General features: G+C 54.3%; 16 protein-coding genes. 8 read left to right on the top strand and 8 right to left on the bottom strand.

What is annotated here, in order from left to right:
- A complete protein-coding gene (locus ACMZ66_RS01395; RefSeq protein ID WP_416933721.1) occupies positions 1 to 384 on the top strand; it encodes a YraN family protein in 384 nt (127 codons plus the stop codon).
- Between the two features lie 22 nt (positions 385 to 406).
- Here the strand turns inward: ACMZ66_RS01395 and ACMZ66_RS01400 are convergent, their stop codons facing one another.
- The gene (locus ACMZ66_RS01400; protein ID WP_416933723.1) at positions 407 to 814 is read right to left on the bottom strand and encodes a DUF2000 family protein; all 408 of its coding nucleotides are present in this window, start codon (positions 812 to 814) and stop codon (positions 407 to 409) included.
- A gap of 32 nt (positions 815 to 846) precedes the next feature.
- On the opposite strand from ACMZ66_RS01400, the gene ACMZ66_RS01405 reads away from it, so the two are divergent.
- The 7 genes from ACMZ66_RS01405 (at position 847) to ACMZ66_RS01435 (ending at position 9255) form a co-directional block, all read left to right on the top strand.
- Positions 847 to 1710, top strand: a complete 864-nt coding sequence (locus ACMZ66_RS01405; RefSeq protein ID WP_416933725.1) for an AraC family ligand binding domain-containing protein — start codon at positions 847 to 849, stop codon at positions 1708 to 1710.
- Positions 1711 to 1967: 257 nt separating this feature from the next.
- Positions 1968 to 2306: a BON domain-containing protein gene (locus tag ACMZ66_RS01410; RefSeq protein WP_416933727.1), complete on the top strand. Its 339-nt coding sequence runs from the start codon at positions 1968 to 1970 to the stop codon at positions 2304 to 2306.
- Complete coding sequence (locus tag ACMZ66_RS01415; protein WP_416933729.1) at positions 2303 to 2524, top strand: BON domain-containing protein; 222 nt, start codon at positions 2303 to 2305, stop codon at positions 2522 to 2524. Before ACMZ66_RS01410 ends, ACMZ66_RS01415 begins: the two co-directional genes overlap by 4 nt.
- Before the next feature lie 219 nt (positions 2525 to 2743).
- On the top strand, positions 2744 to 3586 hold the full coding sequence (locus ACMZ66_RS01420) for a SirB1 family protein (protein ID WP_416933731.1): 843 nt from the start codon (positions 2744 to 2746) through the stop codon (positions 3584 to 3586).
- A 664-nt stretch (positions 3587 to 4250) separates the two neighbouring features.
- On the top strand, positions 4251 to 5240 hold the full coding sequence (locus ACMZ66_RS01425) for an adenosine kinase (protein WP_416933733.1): 990 nt from the start codon (positions 4251 to 4253) through the stop codon (positions 5238 to 5240).
- Positions 5241 to 5681: 441 nt separating this feature from the next.
- Positions 5682 to 7493 carry a translational GTPase TypA gene (gene typA / locus ACMZ66_RS01430; RefSeq protein WP_416933735.1) on the top strand — a complete coding sequence of 604 codons (1812 nt, stop codon included), beginning with the start codon at positions 5682 to 5684 and terminating at the stop codon, positions 7491 to 7493.
- A 121-nt stretch (positions 7494 to 7614) separates the two neighbouring features.
- The gene (locus ACMZ66_RS01435) at positions 7615 to 9255 is read left to right on the top strand and encodes an AmpG family muropeptide MFS transporter (protein WP_416933737.1); all 1641 of its coding nucleotides are present in this window, start codon (positions 7615 to 7617) and stop codon (positions 9253 to 9255) included.
- A 72-nt stretch (positions 9256 to 9327) separates the two neighbouring features.
- Here the strand turns inward: ACMZ66_RS01435 and ptsN are convergent, their stop codons facing one another.
- From ptsN to ACMZ66_RS01470, 7 genes are all read right to left on the bottom strand, one after another.
- Positions 9328 to 9792 carry a PTS IIA-like nitrogen regulatory protein PtsN gene (ptsN, locus tag ACMZ66_RS01440; protein ID WP_114100324.1) on the bottom strand — a complete coding sequence of 155 codons (465 nt, stop codon included), beginning with the start codon at positions 9790 to 9792 and terminating at the stop codon, positions 9328 to 9330.
- Positions 9793 to 9830: 38 nt separating this feature from the next.
- Positions 9831 to 10427, bottom strand: coding sequence for a ribosome hibernation-promoting factor, HPF/YfiA family (gene hpf / locus ACMZ66_RS01445; RefSeq protein ID WP_416933740.1), 597 nt, complete (start codon positions 10425 to 10427; stop codon positions 9831 to 9833).
- A gap of 162 nt (positions 10428 to 10589) precedes the next feature.
- Positions 10590 to 12164 carry an RNA polymerase factor sigma-54 gene (gene rpoN, locus ACMZ66_RS01450; protein ID WP_416933742.1) on the bottom strand — a complete coding sequence of 525 codons (1575 nt, stop codon included), beginning with the start codon at positions 12162 to 12164 and terminating at the stop codon, positions 10590 to 10592.
- A 62-nt stretch (positions 12165 to 12226) separates the two neighbouring features.
- The gene (gene lptB / locus ACMZ66_RS01455; protein ID WP_416933744.1) at positions 12227 to 13060 is read right to left on the bottom strand and encodes an LPS export ABC transporter ATP-binding protein; all 834 of its coding nucleotides are present in this window, start codon (positions 13058 to 13060) and stop codon (positions 12227 to 12229) included.
- A gap of 14 nt (positions 13061 to 13074) precedes the next feature.
- Complete coding sequence (locus tag ACMZ66_RS01460) at positions 13075 to 13953, bottom strand: LptA/OstA family protein (protein WP_416933746.1); 879 nt, start codon at positions 13951 to 13953, stop codon at positions 13075 to 13077.
- Positions 13950 to 14657, bottom strand: coding sequence for an LPS export ABC transporter periplasmic protein LptC (gene lptC / locus ACMZ66_RS01465; protein ID WP_416933748.1), 708 nt, complete (start codon positions 14655 to 14657; stop codon positions 13950 to 13952). The genes ACMZ66_RS01460 and lptC overlap by 4 nt, the downstream gene beginning before the upstream one ends.
- 3 nt (positions 14658 to 14660) lie before the next feature.
- Positions 14661 to 15671 (bottom strand): KpsF/GutQ family sugar-phosphate isomerase, encoded by a 1011-nt coding sequence (locus ACMZ66_RS01470; RefSeq protein WP_416933750.1) that lies wholly within the window; start codon positions 15669 to 15671, stop codon positions 14661 to 14663.
- Positions 15672 to 15843 lie beyond the last annotated feature (172 nt).

Genomic DNA, 15843 nt, shown 5'->3' on the forward strand with positions numbered 1-15843 from the left:
ATGTCCCGATCCCGCCGCTTGCAAGATGACACATCAAACCGCAAGCGGGCGGAACGGACCGGTCGCAGGGCAGAATTGCTTTGCCAGTTTTGGCTAAGGCTAAAGGGATATCGCATCCTGGCAACCCGCTATAAAAGCCCGGCGGGCGAGATTGATATCATCGCCCTGCGCGGCAAAACGTTGATCGCGGCCGAGGTCAAAGCGCGCAGCAATCGCACAGACGCCCTTTATGCCGTGAGTTCGGATCAACAACGCCGCATTGCCCGCGCCCTTGAAGCCTATGCGGGCATTATTGGTCATTCGGGTGATTTGCGACTTGATCTGATGATTGTCAGCACATGGGGCCGGATCGGGCATATGACAAATGCCTGGCAGGCGCACTAACGCCTAGAACCTGCCAAACAGTTCATGGGTGCATCTTTGCGCCCTTGGTGATTTTATCGACAATGCGCTTATCGGCATGAATGCCAATACCAACGAATTTGGCGGTTTCCGGGTCTGCCTTGGCGAAGACATCGCGATTGGCCGCGTCATGGCCGGTGGCAAACATTTCCTCGATATAGGCTGATGCCCGGACACCACGGTTAAGTGCGCGCTGATGGATCTTCGCGATGGTGTCGCCATCTGCGGCCAATACAATCGCAGGCTGGCGCGACAGCGGGTTATAGATATTTTGCTGCGCATCGATATAGGGTTCACCGATAATATCGGGGTTCTGTGCGACAATGCCGCTCATCAGGAACGCTGTGACATTCAGGGATTGCCAAGCTTCTAGGTCATTGCGCAAAATCAGGGCAACTTTGGTATCAAACATTAACTTCCTCCAATCGGTCGGATGATCCGGTAATGAAAGAAGCAATAGAACAGGCAGAGGATCACGGTATTGAACGTTTGTGCAAAAAGCGCGAACGTTTCATCGCGGCACCGATCGCACCGGGGATCGAGCGGATCGAAGCCCTGTTCTATGGCAATATGTTTACCCCGCATCGCCACGATACCTATGCGCTTGGCATCACCATGCAGGGTGTTCAGACCTTTAATTACCGCGGTGAATTTCGCGCAAGCAATCCGGGTAATATCATTATCCTCCATCCTGACGAGCTTCATGATGGCGGGGCTGGAACCGATGACGGGTTGCAATATCGGATGCTGTATCTTGAACCGGCATTGCTGCGATCGGGCCTTGATCACGACACCGATCCGCTTCCTTTTGTCGGGGAGCCGGTTATTCAGGACCCCGTCCTTTGGTCGATCATGGCCTCAGCCCTGGGCGAGCTTGAACGTGATATGGATCCGCTTTTGCGCGACCAGTTTGTCAGCGATATCGCGGGCAGGCTTTCATTGCATGCCAAGGCACCGCTAAAACGCCCGCGCTTTACCGCCAGCCAATGCATGGATCAGGTTCGGGCATATCTTGAAGATAACTATGATCGGCCTGTTCAGTCTGATGAGCTGGAACAGGTGGCGGATATGGACCGGTTTCGCCTGATCCGGCATTTTCGTGCGCGGTTCGGGACGACACCCTATCGATATTTGATGATGCGTCGCCTGCAAAAGGCCCGCGCACTGATGACGCTTGGCCAACCACTGGCCGGGATAGCGGCCGAAACCGGTTTTGCCGATCAAAGCCATTTTAACCGCCATTTCCGCCAGACCTATGGCGTATCACCGGGCCGCTGGGCGGAGCTTTTCGGTGGCAAAACCCACTAAGATCAGCCCGACAATCCCCCAATCAGATCATGAATTTTGCAGAAAAATGCATTTTTGCTGATAAACCGGCCGGGATTTTAAAACTCTTTAACCCCAACCGGCGATGATTGACGCTTGAGACCGGGGGATTAGGGGCGAGACATTCTTAGATGTCGTCAGAGTATAAGATCAAGCGACAGTCGCACGCGAAGGGGCTGAGCCACAAACATCTGCCTTTTCGCGGCTTGCGGACACTGTTGCTGACAGGCGCTTGTTTATTGCCCCTTAGCGGATGTGCATCCTTTGTCATCGGTGCCGGTGCGACGGCGGGCGTGGCTGCCTTTCAGGAACGTGGGTTGGATGGTGCAGTAAGCGATACGGCGATTACTGCGGAAATCTGGCAAAAATTTTTGGCAAAAGATGAGAAACTGTTTCTCGATATCGAAATTGAAGTCGTCGAAGGCGAAGTTCTGCTCGCGGGGCATGTCCCCGATGTTGCCGATCAACTTGAAGCCGTAAGGCTGAGCTGGCAGGTTGGGGGTGTACGCAGTGTGATCAATGAGATTGAGGTCGGCTCAAACGGCTTCTCCTTGGTCGATTTGCTGGTGATCTGTTGATCACGACCAAGATCAAAACCGCACTGATGTTTGATGGCGATGTTTTTGCGATCAATTACAGCATCGAAACCGTCAACGGTACCGTATATCTGATGGGCATCGCCCAGAACGATCTTGAACGCAATCGCGTGATTTCGCATGCACGTGAAACCAGTTACGTCAAACGAGTGGTCAGTCATATCCGACTGAAAGACGACGCAAACCGGCAAGGAACCTGATCCATTAGTACTGTTAGCCACATAACCGCACCAACAGATCCGGACCGCCAATGGCTTGTCGATTACGGCAAGGGCCAAAAGCCTGACGCCAGCGTCGCCGAGGCAGCGCTGCATTTTGCGCGCCTGAACCAATCAAGTGGCGATTTCAAACGCGATATCGCGCCCTACCTTGTCCATCTTGATGATCTTGCAAGCCAGCTTCGCAATGAAATTGCCCGCGTGACCTTGCAGCCCGATCTAAGTGCTGGATCAAGTGATCGCGACCTTCCTGTCGATGACAAGGAAGCTGAACCAACAATTGAGCAAGTTGTGCGCGCCCTTCAGAACATCATTGCCGAACGTAATGGTTTTCAGGGCGATGCAGAAAACTATGACGACATAGCCAATGCCGATCTGATCCAGGTGATCGAACGCAAACGCGGTTTGCCGGTCGCCCTTGGCATGCTCTACATCCATGCAGCGCAAAGATGCGGCATTGAAATCACCGGAATTGATTTCCCTGGTCATTTTCTGTTGCGCGTGCAAGCCAATGGCAAACGCAAGATGATTGATCCGTTCCACGGTGGCATCAGCCTTGGCCCAGCCGAGCTACGGGAACTTTTGAAGTCGTTTAGTGGCCTGGATGCCGAATTGGAGCCCCGTCATTATCGCCCGTCTTCGGACATCGCGATTTTGTTACGGCTTCAAAACAACATAAAGGTACGGGCGCTTCGCGCCGGTGAACTGGCCCTTGCAACCCGTGTGATCGAACATAGTTTGCTGATCGCACCAGAGCATGAAGGCCTATGGCATCAGCTTGGTGCCCTTTATGCCCGCCTTGATCAGGACCATAAGGCCCTTGGTGCGTTTGAACAGTTCGTGAAGCGGTGCGAAGACCCGCTTCATCGGGCCCGAATTGAAGCCGTGATCGAAGAATTGCGAGATCGGCTAAGTACGGAGCCAACCAACGAAGATGATCTCGGCGATCTTTCGAACCAAATTGCCAACACCCCCATCAGTGCGGATGAAAATCCGATCAAATCCGATGGCACGATCGTCCTTTTCCCGGATCGCAATAGCTGATTCCGGGCTGAAAAACGCCCCGATAAGCCATTCACCAACCAGAATGCCCGTTGCATGCCAACAATCGGAATAGTGACGTCAGACGCTCTGAAATGGCCAGTTTCACAAATTAAGAATAAATAAATAACACTATAATGAATTATATAATATAATTCTGATAATCTTATTTAAAGACAAACTGGTTTGTCTGGTTTCGGCACATTAGCGAACCAGTGCCATTTCCCACCTCAAAATCACCTGAAACATCTTGTTTATGGGTTTTTGGCCCATTTTTCCGCTAGTTCATGGGACAAACATCAGATTTAACTGAATCACACCCAATCCCTTGATACTCGGGGCTTTCAGCGGATCAACTTCAAACTGATTGACCACTGCCCGCAAAAATTCAACCCAGAGATCCGAAATCGAACCGGACCCAGATCGAATTTCGCCTGATGACTTTCGAAAAAAACATCTTTTGTAGTTTTTCTCGATGTTAACGGCAGGTTAAACAACCGGGCACGAAACGGTCGCGAGACTTGCACCGCGATCCGCAATGCATATACTCCGCGCCAGTCAGTTTTTAGGCGCCCGATTACGGACAATCCCGGATCGGCCTGCCTGTGCGGCTTACCGACCTTTAGACGGTGCCGTTCAAACCGAATAAACCGCAGGAATGAACTACATGAACGACACCACAGTCGACGTCGTTGGTATCGGCAACGCAATTGTTGATGTCCTTGCCCATTGCAAGGAAGAAGACCTTACCCGTCTTAGCCTCGTTAAGAACGCCATGACCCTGATTGATGCCGAAACGGCAGACAGTCTTTATGAACAGATGGGTCCGGGCATGGAAATGTCAGGCGGTTCTGCAGGCAACACCATGGCTGGCATCGCAGCGCTTGGTGGCAAGGGTGCCTATATCGGTAAGGTACGCGACGATCAGCTGGGTCAGGTTTTCCGCCACGACATCCGCGCGATTGGCGTTGAGTTCAACTCCGCCCCGGCGACCGCTGGTTCACCGACCGCACGTTGCCTGATCTTTGTCACCCCGGACGGTGATCGCACGATGAATACCTTCCTTGGCGCCTGCACCGAGCTTGGCCCGGAAGATATCGACGAAGATCTGATCAAGTCCGCCAAGGTCACTTATATGGAAGGCTATCTTTGGGATCGCCCGGAAGCGAAGGAAGCCTTCATCAAGGCAGCCAAGATTGCCCATGAAGCCGGTCGCCAGGTTTCCATCAGCCTGTCTGACTCGTTCTGTGTTGATCGCCATCGTGATTCGTTCCGCGATCTGGTTCACAACCATATCGACGTCCTGTTTGCCAACGAAGACGAGATCAAGTCGCTCTACGAGGTCGAGACCTTTGAAGAAGCGCTTGCCGAAGTTCGCAAGCATTGCAAGGTCGCTGCCCTGACCCGCGGGGAAAAAGGTGCGGTGATCGTTGCGGATAACGAACTTTATGAAATCAGTGCCGAGCCGGTTGCCAAGGTGATCGATACCACCGGTGCAGGCGATCTGTTCGCATCGGGCTTCCTTTATGGTTACACCCAGGGTCACGAACTTCCGGTTTGTGGTCAGCTTGGTGCGATCTGCGCATCCGAGGTGATTTCGCATATGGGGGCACGCCCGGATGCGGACCTTAAGGAACTGACCGCAAAGGCGATCTGATCACGTTTCGACCCAATAAACGGGTCGCATAAGAAGATTTCACGGGACGGCAACAATTGGTTGCCGTCCCGTTTTTGCTGGCAAAAGTCGCGGATTGCAGGGCAGTGCAGCGCAACACAATCATTGACTTTGTCCAGAGTTTGGCGCAAACAGCCCGCATTGCAGAAAAATCAACCCCGCATGGCGCGCACAAAGCTGGTCATTCGCCTCCACATTGGCTATGACAGGGCGGCCTTCGGGTAAATGAGATTGGGCCAAGGCCCAAAACGGACCAGTAAACATTCAGCACATGGGTTGATGTAGGGTTCCCGCCGTCGCAAGCGGCGCGAGGAAACCGCCTCGTTTATTGCTGAATATCTACTGGCCTTGAAACGTTTGTACTGACCGATGCGCGAGGGCAGCCCCCGGCGCGCGGCATTTTTATTTCTGGAGTCCGCGCCAATGAGCTTGCGCAATATCGCCATCATCGCCCACGTTGACCACGGCAAAACCACGCTGGTCGATTCCATGTTCCGTCAGTCCGGTGTCTATCGTGACAACCAGCGCGTCGATGAACGCGCAATGGACAGCAACGATCTGGAACGTGAACGCGGCATTACCATCGTTGCAAAACCGACCGCAGTTCAGTGGGGCGACACCCGCGTGAACATTGTGGATACCCCGGGCCACGCCGATTTCGGCGGTGAGGTTGAGCGTATCCTGTCCATGGTCGAAGGCGTTGTCCTGCTGGTTGACTCGGCCGAAGGCCCGATGCCGCAGACCAAATTCGTTCTGGGTAAAGCTCTTAAGCTTGGTCTGAAGCCGATTGTTGTCATCAACAAGATCGACCGTCCGGACCAGCGCGCAGAAGAAGTTCTCGACGAGATTTTCGACCTGTTCGTATCGCTTGAAGCATCTGAAGAACAGCTCGACTTCCCGGTTCTGTATGCATCTGGTCGTGATGGCTGGGCGGCTGAAAGCCCGGAAGGTCCGAAAGAAAACCTGACCCCGCTGATGGAACTGGTTCTGAACCACGTTCCGGCACCGGACGTTGATGAAAACGCACCGTTCGCGATGCTGGCAACCATGCTGCACGCTGACAACTTCCTCGGTCGTATTCTGACCGGTCGTGTTTATCAGGGCCGTGCAAAACTCAACATGCCGGTTAAGGTTCTTCGTGGCGATGGCACCGTTGAAACCGGCCGTCTGTCCAAACTGATGGGCTTCCGTGGTCTTGAACGTGTCCCGCAGGACGAAGCTATTGCTGGTGACATCATCGCGATTGCCGGTCTGACCGAAGCAACCGTTGCTGACACCATCTGCGCGACCGACAACACCACCGCGATTGAAAGCCAGCCGATCGATCCGCCGACCCTGGCGATGACCTTCTCGGTCAACAACTCGCCGCTGGCTGGCCAGGAAGGTGACAAGGTTACCTCGCGTATGATCCGTGCCCGCCTTGAGCGTGAAGCAGAAGGCAACATCGCGATCAAGATCGGTGAAACCGCCGATAAAGACGCGTTTGAAGTTGCTGGTCGTGGCGAACTTCAGCTGGGCGTTCTGGTTGAAACCATGCGTCGTGAAGGTTTCGAGCTGTCGATCTCGCGTCCGCGCGTTCTGTTCCAGGAAGTCGACGGCGTCATGTCCGAGCCGTACGAAGAAGTCCAGGTTGACGTTGACGAAGAATATTCCGGCGTCGTGGTCGAGAAAATGAGCCTGCGCAAGGCTGAAATGACCGACATGCGTTCTTCCGGTGGTGGCAAGACCCGTATCATGTTCCTGGCACCTTCGCGTGGCCTGATCGGTTACCACGGTGAATTCCTGACCGATACCCGCGGTACCGGCGTTATGAACCGTGTGTTCCACTCCTATGGTCCGGTCAAGGGTGCGATTGCTGGCCGTCGTAACGGTGCGCTGATCTCCAACGATCAGGGCGATGCGGTTGCCTATGCACTGTTTAACCTTGAAGATCGTGGCATCATGTTCATCGAACATGGTGAACGCGTTTATCAGGGCATGATCATCGGTGAACATAACCGTGACAACGACCTTGAAGTGAACGTGCTGAAGGGCAAGAAGCTGACCAACGTTCGTGCATCGGGCAAGGACGAAGCCGTTACCCTGACCCCGCCGCGCCGCATGACGCTTGAAGAAGCACTGTCCTACATTCAGGACGACGAACTGGTTGAGGTTACCCCGAAGAGCGTACGTATCCGTAAGCTGCACCTTGATCCGAACGTTCGTAAGCGCGAAAGCCGCAAGAAAGAAGGCTAAGCCTTTCTCTTCGGAACGAATTTCAAAAGGGCCGGTCCATTGGATCGGCCCTTTTTGTTTTGGCTATTCATTAACCTGTTTGCCCTAGTTTCTTCGAAGTGTTGTAAACGGGGGAAAATCGATGCACAGCGCAGAAAAGCGAAGCTGGGGCGAGGCCTTTGGCGCTTTTATTCATCCACGGGTGATCACAATGCTGTTTTTGGGACTGTCAGCTGGCATTCCCATCTTGCTGATTTTCTCAACGCTTTCGATCTGGCTGCGCGAAGCGGGCGTTGATCGCTCCACCGTGACCTATTTCAGCTGGGCCGCCCTTGGATATTCCTTCAAGTTTGTCTGGGCGCCGCTGATTGACAGGCTACCCTTCCCAGTCCTGCACGGCATTCTGGGCCGTCGGCGCAGTTGGCTGATCATTGCCCAGATCTGCATCATTGCCGCCATCCTGTGGATGGGCCTGACCGATCCGGCCGAAAACCTGACCATGATGGCCTTTGCCGCTGTCGCACTTGGTTTTGCATCCGCCACGCAGGATATCGTAATTGACGCCTATCGCATTGAGGCCGCCAATGCCGACCTTCAGGCGATGATGAGCTCGGCCTATATCGGTGGCTATCGCATCGGCATGATTGTCGCTGGTGCCGGTGCACTGACCATTGCTGGCCTGTTTGAGGCCGAAGGCACCTATCAGCACTTTGCCTGGACCGTAGCTTATGGCTGCATGGCGCTTGCGATGTGTGTTGGCGTGATCACGACCCTTTTGGTGGGTGAACCCGATTCCAAACAGAAAGAAAGCAAGTATTTCCACGAAACGTCTGACTATGTCCGGTTCCTGGCGATGTTTGCCATCACCGTTGTCGCCTTCATCATTGCCAATCTTTATGCTGGTGACATCACCAACCCGCTGAAAGCGGCGCTGACCGATGGCGGCATGATCAAGGAACTCTCAGGCTTCATTGCAGGCACGCTCAAGCTTGGTATTTCGGTTGGGGTTGCGATCCTTGTGGCTTGGCTGACGACCCGTGTTGGCCTGACGCCAACCGGGATGGTGCAGGAAACCTATATCTCGCCGGTCAAAGACTTCGTTGATCGCTATGGCAAGGCCGCCATCGTAATCCTGGCCTTGATCGGGGTGTACCGTATTGCCGATATCGTCATGGGCGTGATGGCCAACGTGTTTTACACCGATATCGGCTTTTCAAAAGAAGAGATCGCCGCAGTTTCGAAAACCTTTGGTCTGTTCATGACGATTGGTGGCAGCTTCCTGGGTGGGGTTCTCTCGGTGCGCTATGGCGTGGTGAAGATCCTGTTCCTGGGTGCGCTCCTATCGGCCATCACCAACATCCTGTTTGCCTTCATGGCGCAGGTCGGACCGGACACGATCATGTTTGCCGTCGTGATCATGGCCGATAACCTGTCAGGTGGCTTGGCGACCGCGGCCTTCATTGCCTATCTGTCTGGCCTGACCAACATTTCCTTTACCGCCATGCAATATGCGATCTTTAGCTCGATCATGACGCTATTCCCGAAAATCCTTGCCGGGTTCTCGGGCAGCGTGGTCGATGCGGTTGGTTATAGCTGGTTCTTTATCGGCACCGCCGTGATCGGCATTCCGGTCCTTTGGCTGGTGCTGCTGGCCGGTCGTTTGACCGATGTGAACTCATCCTCGGATGACACTGTCATAGATGCTGAATTCAGTGAAGTAGATGAGCCCTTACTTGAGCACAAAGACAAGAGCTCAAGCCAAAACAAAACCGGACGCCTTTAACGGGCGTCCGGTTTTTTATTCTGTCGTCTTGTCTATGCGATTACGGGGGTTACCCGCCTCTCACTGACCGTTTCACGCAGCCTGTTCGGCTTCGTCCTGGGTCAGGAGTGCATAGATCGCGTCGGCTGAGCCGGCCCCGCGGAGTTTGTCACACATGCCCTGATTGCGCAGCAGGCGGGAAATCCGCGCCAGTGCCTTCAGGTGATCTGCGCCGGCTTCTTCCGGGGCGATCAGCATGCAGAACAGGTCGACCGGGTGTTCATCAACTGCATCGAACTCGATCGGGTTACCTGCACGGGCAAAGACCATGTACAGGCGATCAAGATCATTCAGCTTGCCATGCGGAATAGCGACACCACCGCCTACGCCAGTGCTGCCCAGTTTCTCACGATCAAGCAGGACAGAGAAAATCTCGCTTGCATCGCGTCCGGTAACTTCGGCTGCTTTTTCGGCAAGTTCCTCAAGCACAGCCTTTTTCGCACCGGACCGCAGTGCCGGAATGACCCCGGACGGGGTAAGTATAGATGATATGTCCATTTTTCGCGTTGCGTTGTTTGGCTCGGAATCCGTGTTTGTCACGCGCCACCAGCTTCCTTATCGTTTGGATCTAGCCAACCGATATTTCCGTCTGAGCGGCGATACACGACATTCAATCCGCCATGTTTGCCATTCCGGAACATCAGTGCCGGAATGTCCCCCAAGTCGAGCCGCATGACAGCTTCCCCAACGGAAAGCGTATCAATACGATCCGGTGTCTCGGCGACAATCAATGGTTCATAGCCATTTACGTGATTGTCATCCGAATGATCGTCATCTTCTTGTGCGATCACATAGTGAATCGCTTCCAGGCGGGCCTGCTCATGATGGTCACGGCTTGCGTGATGGTCACGCAGGCGCCGTTTATAGCGCCGCAACTGTTTGGCCACTCTGTCGCAGGCCGAATCAAAGGCGGGATATACTTCATCCGCCGATGCTTTGGCCTGTACCATCATGCCCTTGCCAACATGGACCGAAATTTGTGCGTTATAGAGATGTGCCTGTTTGGTGATGGTCACCGTGGCTTCGATCGCATGATCGAAATATTTCTCTACTGCAGGGTCCAAGGTCTCGACGACGTGCTGCCGAAGAGCATCGCCAACGTCAAGTTGCTTACCGATAACCGTAATTTGCATGGATCGCCTATCCCCAGTTGAGTGACTTCCCAGTACATATGGATGTTTGGTGCCCCTCAATCAGGAGGCCGCACCATATTCCCTCGTCATTGCCAAGTCAAGATATGGGTATGTTTCCTTAGATTACAGTACCTTAAGGTACGATTTTTCGAAAAATGCATGCTAGGAAGCACGTGATTTTTTTTCGCGCCGACGTTGGACCGACGAAGGAATGCGCATCGCCTCCCGGTATTTTGCCACTGTTCGACGGGCAATGTCGATCCCTTCCTTGCCAAGAAGCTCCACGAGTTTGTCATCTGACAGAATCTTTTTGGGTTCTTCGTTATCGATCAATGACTTGATGCGATGACGCACAGCTTCAGAAGAATAGGCATCGCCCCCGTCAGAAGACGAAATTGCCGTAGTGAAGAAGTATTTCAGCTCAAAAACACCGCGCGGTGTCGCCATATATTTGCCATTGGTGACACGCGAGACCGTACTTTCATGCATGCCGATTGCCTCGGCAATGTCGCGCAGAATCAACGGCCTTAGATGCGACACGCCATAGGTAAAGAATCCATCCTGCTGACGGACGATCTCGCTTGCGACTTTCATGATGGTGGTCGCACGCTGATGCAGCGCCTTGACCAGCCAGTTCGCGGTCTGGAGCTTCTCGCTCATGAAGCTGCGTTCTTCACGGTCACGCAGACCCGATCCGATCTGGGCCACGTAATCTTCGTTAACCAGAACACGCGGCAATGCCTCGGAATTAAGCTCAAGATGCCAATTGCCATTGCCGGCCGCGCGCATCAACACATCGGGGATCACCGGCGTTGCGATTTCGCCATCAGCCGTCCGGCCCGGGCGCGGATCAAGGGTTTTGATTTCGGCGATCATGTCGTGAAGATCATCCGAATCCACGCCGCAAACTCGACGCAGACGATCAAATTCACGTTTCGCCAACAGATCAAGATTGGCCAGCAATGCCGCCATCGCCGGATCAAACCGGTTCAGTTCGCGCAGTTGAAGCTCAAGACACTCCGCCAGATTGCGCGCAAAGATCCCAACCGGATCAAAGCCCTGCATCACGGCCAAAACACGCTCAACCTCGACAATTGGACACTCAAGCGAGTTTGAAACTTCCTCGAGCTCGCCGCTGATATAGCCGTTTTCATCGAGCATATCGATCAGGTAGCTGCCGATCATGCGCGAGGTGGCATCGCGAAACGCGATATTCAGCTGATCATCAAGCGATTGGCGCAGGGTGGCTTCATCAGCAAGGGTCTGTTCAAGGCCCGGCAAATCATCGCTGCTGCCCGACCCGCCACCAGCGCCCGCACCACCGCCATAGGGGGCGGAATAGTCGTGACTGCCTGATACAGGCTCGCCATTGCGGGTAATCTCGCCCTCGCCGCCATAAAGCGCATCGCTGGCAACATCAAGCGGGCCGTCATCACCGCCCATAGTTTCGCTTGATGTCAGGCGATCGGTGCCAAAGCGGTCATCGCGGTCGGTGAAATTGTCAGAAGATCGGCTATCAATACCGTCATCGCCATTGCCAACCGCGCCGTCACCGGTCTCGGCAAAGGTCTGGCCGGGATCGGCCCGTTCGAGCAGCGGGTTTTCCAGAAGCTCGCTATCGATGAAATTGGAAAGCTCAATATTATTGAACTGCAGCAGCTTGATCGCCTGCTGCAGCTGGGGCGTCATGACAAGTGACTGGGACTGACGAAGATCTAGCCGCGCCTTCAGGGCCATTTATGCACTACCCCGTGTCAATCCGAACTCCCCCAAGACTGAATATCTGTCGGGTGTCTATATCAAAGGCTGAAGCGATCGCCCAGATAAACCCTTCTGACATCGTCATTTCTGACAATCTCGTCAGGACCACCTTCCATCAAAACACGACCATCATGCAAGATATATGCCCGGTCGATGATGTCGAGAGTCTCGCGCACATTGTGGTCAGTAATCAAGACCCCAATGCCACGATCTTTCAGATGACGTACAAGATCACGGATATCACCCACCGCAATCGGGTCAATCCCGGCCAGTGGTTCGTCCAGCAAAACGAAGTTTGGATGGGCTGCAAGGGCGCGCGCAATCTCGCAACGGCGGCGTTCCCCGCCCGAAAGGGCCAGGGCTGGCGTGCGGCGCAAATGCTCGATCGCAAATTCCGCCAGAAGGTCTTCAAGATTTTGTTCGCGCTTGATGCGGTCGTCTTCGACCACTTCAAGGACCGACATGATATTTTGTTCGACCGTCATGCCACGGAAAATCGATGCTTCCTGTGGCAAATAGCCGATTCCAAGGCGCGCACGCTGATACATTGGCATCGCGGTAATGTCGCGCCCATCAAGGGAAATCGTCCCCCGGTCAGAAGCAATCAGGCCGGTAATGATATAGAAACTGGTGGTCTTTCCCGCACCGTTCGGCCCCAAAAGACCAACCGCTTCGCCACGCTGGACCGATACGGAAACATCTTTAAGCACCGGGCGCTTCTTGAAGCTTTTGCCAAGGTTATGCGCAACCAGACCCTTATTGGCGCTAATCAAACGCGGACCCGAAGCTGAGCCCGAGGACGAAGCAGCCCCGTCTGTTGCGTCATGCGCCTTTGCGGTAGCGGGTTTTACGCCTTTGCGCGACCAGAACAAATTACCGACCTTTCTCAGTTACCGGTCCCGGCATCGGCCGGGCTTTTATCATCATCTTTTTCTGGAACCAGAAGGCCACGAACGCGGGCTTTGCCGTCGCCATTGCCGTTTGCTGTCAGGCGGCTGATACCGGTATTGAGATCAACAACAGCACGATCCCCGTTCAACTGATTCCCTTCGCGCGTGATCTTAACCGATCCGATCAAGGTCGCGATACCTGTTTTCGCATCATAAACGCCCTGATCGCCAACAACAAAGTCGGTCGAAGTGCGGATATTCACATTGCCCTGACCATCGATACGGCTCAATTCATTGCCACCTGCCTTGGTCGGCTCAAACCGCGCGGTCAGGATATCACCGCGAAGAGTGCGATCCTCGGACACAGCAACCGCGTCGCCGCGTGCCACGGCAACCCGTTCGGTTTCCCAATATTCAAGGCTGTCACGCGCGGTCAGGGTTTCTTTGGGCGTCTTGTATTGCAAGTTTTCGCCGGTCAGAACGACAACCGCTTCGTCAATGTCATAGACGGCCTTGTCACCGGTCGCGACATCGGTGTCGGACGACAGTTTCACATTGCCAATCGCAATGATGCGGTAAATCTCGCTATTGCCGTCACGATCACGATAAAGCGCCTGAAGTTCGTCGGCATCCACGCGCGATGTTCCGCGTTTTGCCACCGCATTGCCGCGCGCGATCAGGATCTGTTCATTACGGCGCCATTCAATGCCGTTATCAGACTCGACCTCAAGCCCGCCGCTGCCGTTCTGGGCGAGTCCCAGCGGGTTTGCCTGTGTGGCACCCGGCATGAAAGACATTCCGATAACAGCTGATCCCAGCAACAGGGCTGCCAGAAGCTTTGCCGTTTTGCGCCCAAAATGCGGCGTTGCGATCATGACTTCCCTTTCATAGCGCTATCGAAAATCACCAGCTGTGATTTCCCCAAAAAGCGGATCACCGCCCCTTTATCTTCCAATTCGAACCCGGAATCCGATTTGATCGTGCCAAACGGGCCTTGGCCATCAACCGGGACATCGCCACTGGCACTGCCGGCATTCATTGCGATTTCAGCTTCTTCAGTATGAATTTCAAAGCCGTTATCGTGATACATATTCACCATCCCAACAAGATCGAGCATCCCGTCGGTTTCGGTATAGAACCCTTCCGTCGCCGTCAGCGCAATCCAGGAGCCGTCTTCAAGCGTGATATCGGCCTGGGGTTCATCAAGATAGATATGATCGCCGCGCGACGGGCTGTTTTTGGCTTCAATTGCTTCGCGTGCCGTCACGGTAAAGGGCTGACGCTTGCCATCCACGCCAAAGAAGCGCGGTTTGGTCATGGCGACATTTTCCATCAGATCTTCAGGCGATGTCGAAAAACCAAGGCGGAACCCGCTATCCTGAACCTGTTCGATCTGCGGCCACAGCACGACCAACGCCATGAGCGTCATGGCGATCATTGGCAGTACGAATTTAAGGATGGTCACGATCATCCGGCGCAGCGGATTGATGCGGACATCACGCCGGCCTGAAGGCAACCGGTCGCGCGAAAGGCCTTCAGCCCTTTGCGATACAACCTTTGAATTGCCCTCACTGCTCATGGATCAGGCGACCCCCGACCGCAGAAGATCGTGGATATGCACCAGACCAACCGGCACACCGGCCTCATCAAGAACAAACAATGCGGTGATCGAACGGTCATTCATGATGGCAAGCGCCTCAACCGCAAGCGCACCTTCATGAGTGACTTTCGGCCCGGCAGTCATGACATCACCAACCTTCATGGCGACAAGGTTATCGGCCATGTGACGGCGCAAATCGCCATCGGTTACGATACCGACCAGCTCACCCTTATCGCCCAGCACACCAACGCAGCCAAATGAACGGCTGGTCATGGTGACCAAGGCTTCGGACATCAGCGCATCGCGCGCGATCAGCGGCAGATCATAAGCTCCATGCATGACATCACGCACATGAAGTAAACGCTGACCAAGCTTGCCACCGGGGTGGAAGGTCCGGAAATCTTCTGATGAAAAGCCGCGACGCTCCATCAATGTCACCGCAAGCGCATCGGCAAAGGCCAGCATCGCGGTTGTCGAGGTCGTCGGGGCCTGTTTGTTCGGGCAGGCTTCCGGGCTTGCTGGCAAAACAAGCGGGCAATCGGATTGCTTGGCAAGCGAGCTTTCCGGTTTGCGGGTCATGCCGATCAGCGGCACGTTAAAACGACGGGTAAAGGCAATAATGTCAGACAGTTCTGGGGTTTCACCGGAATTGGACAGTGCCAGAACCGCATCATCCTTGCCAATCATGCCAAGATCGCCGTGGCTGGCTTCGGCCGGATGCACAAAAAAGGAAGGTGTGCCGGTGGAGGCAAAGGTTGCCGCGATTTTCTTGGCGATATGACCGCTTTTGCCCATGCCGGTGACGACAAGGCGGCCTTTGAGGCCTTCGATCAGGTTAATCGCGTCACAGAACTCGCCATTAAGCGAGTTTGCCAGTTCGCGCAGCGCGTTTGCTTCGATATCAAGAACCCGGCGCGCAATCGCAAGATCGGCGTCATTTGCCGGGGCCGGAACGTTTTTGGGATCTTTTGGGACGTCTGGGGTCACTGTCATCTGTTTCTTGGTTGCGTTTCCCGCCCGGAGATAAGGCGTTTTGCCCAATATGCAAGAGCATTGGGCAGAAACTATGAACCTGCCGGGCAGCCCGGTCAATTGCCGAGCTACTCCGTAACAGATTTAATCTTCACAGGCGGTTAACCGCCAATCTTGATGGCCAATCTTGATG

It is taken from the genome of Thalassospira sp., assembly GCF_048059015.1.
Lineage (GTDB): Bacteria > Pseudomonadota > Alphaproteobacteria > Rhodospirillales > Thalassospiraceae > Thalassospira.

What these genes read in the sequence shown, in the direction of transcription:
- ACMZ66_RS01435 (WP_416933737.1), top strand. Translation starts at nt 7,615, where the DNA reads ATGCACAGCGCAGAAAAGCGAAGCTGGGGCGAGGCCTTTGGCGCTTTT.
- ptsN (WP_114100324.1), bottom strand. Translation starts at nt 9,792, where the DNA reads ATGGACATATCATCTATACTTACCCCGTCCGGGGTCATTCCGGCACTG.
- ACMZ66_RS01425 (WP_416933733.1), top strand. Translation starts at nt 4,251, where the DNA reads ATGAACGACACCACAGTCGACGTCGTTGGTATCGGCAACGCAATTGTT.
- ACMZ66_RS01405 (WP_416933725.1), top strand. Translation starts at nt 847, where the DNA reads ATGAAAGAAGCAATAGAACAGGCAGAGGATCACGGTATTGAACGTTTG.
- lptC (WP_416933748.1), bottom strand. Translation starts at nt 14,657, where the DNA reads ATGAGCAGTGAGGGCAATTCAAAGGTTGTATCGCAAAGGGCTGAAGGC.
- rpoN (WP_416933742.1), bottom strand. Translation starts at nt 12,164, where the DNA reads ATGGCCCTGAAGGCGCGGCTAGATCTTCGTCAGTCCCAGTCACTTGTC.
- ACMZ66_RS01460 (WP_416933746.1), bottom strand. Translation starts at nt 13,953, where the DNA reads ATGATCGCAACGCCGCATTTTGGGCGCAAAACGGCAAAGCTTCTGGCA.
- ACMZ66_RS01395 (WP_416933721.1), top strand. Translation starts at nt 1, where the DNA reads ATGTCCCGATCCCGCCGCTTGCAAGATGACACATCAAACCGCAAGCGG.
- hpf (WP_416933740.1), bottom strand. Translation starts at nt 10,427, where the DNA reads ATGCAAATTACGGTTATCGGTAAGCAACTTGACGTTGGCGATGCTCTT.
- ACMZ66_RS01470 (WP_416933750.1), bottom strand. Translation starts at nt 15,671, where the DNA reads ATGACAGTGACCCCAGACGTCCCAAAAGATCCCAAAAACGTTCCGGCC.
- ACMZ66_RS01400 (WP_416933723.1), bottom strand. Translation starts at nt 814, where the DNA reads ATGTTTGATACCAAAGTTGCCCTGATTTTGCGCAATGACCTAGAAGCT.
- typA (WP_416933735.1), top strand. Translation starts at nt 5,682, where the DNA reads ATGAGCTTGCGCAATATCGCCATCATCGCCCACGTTGACCACGGCAAA.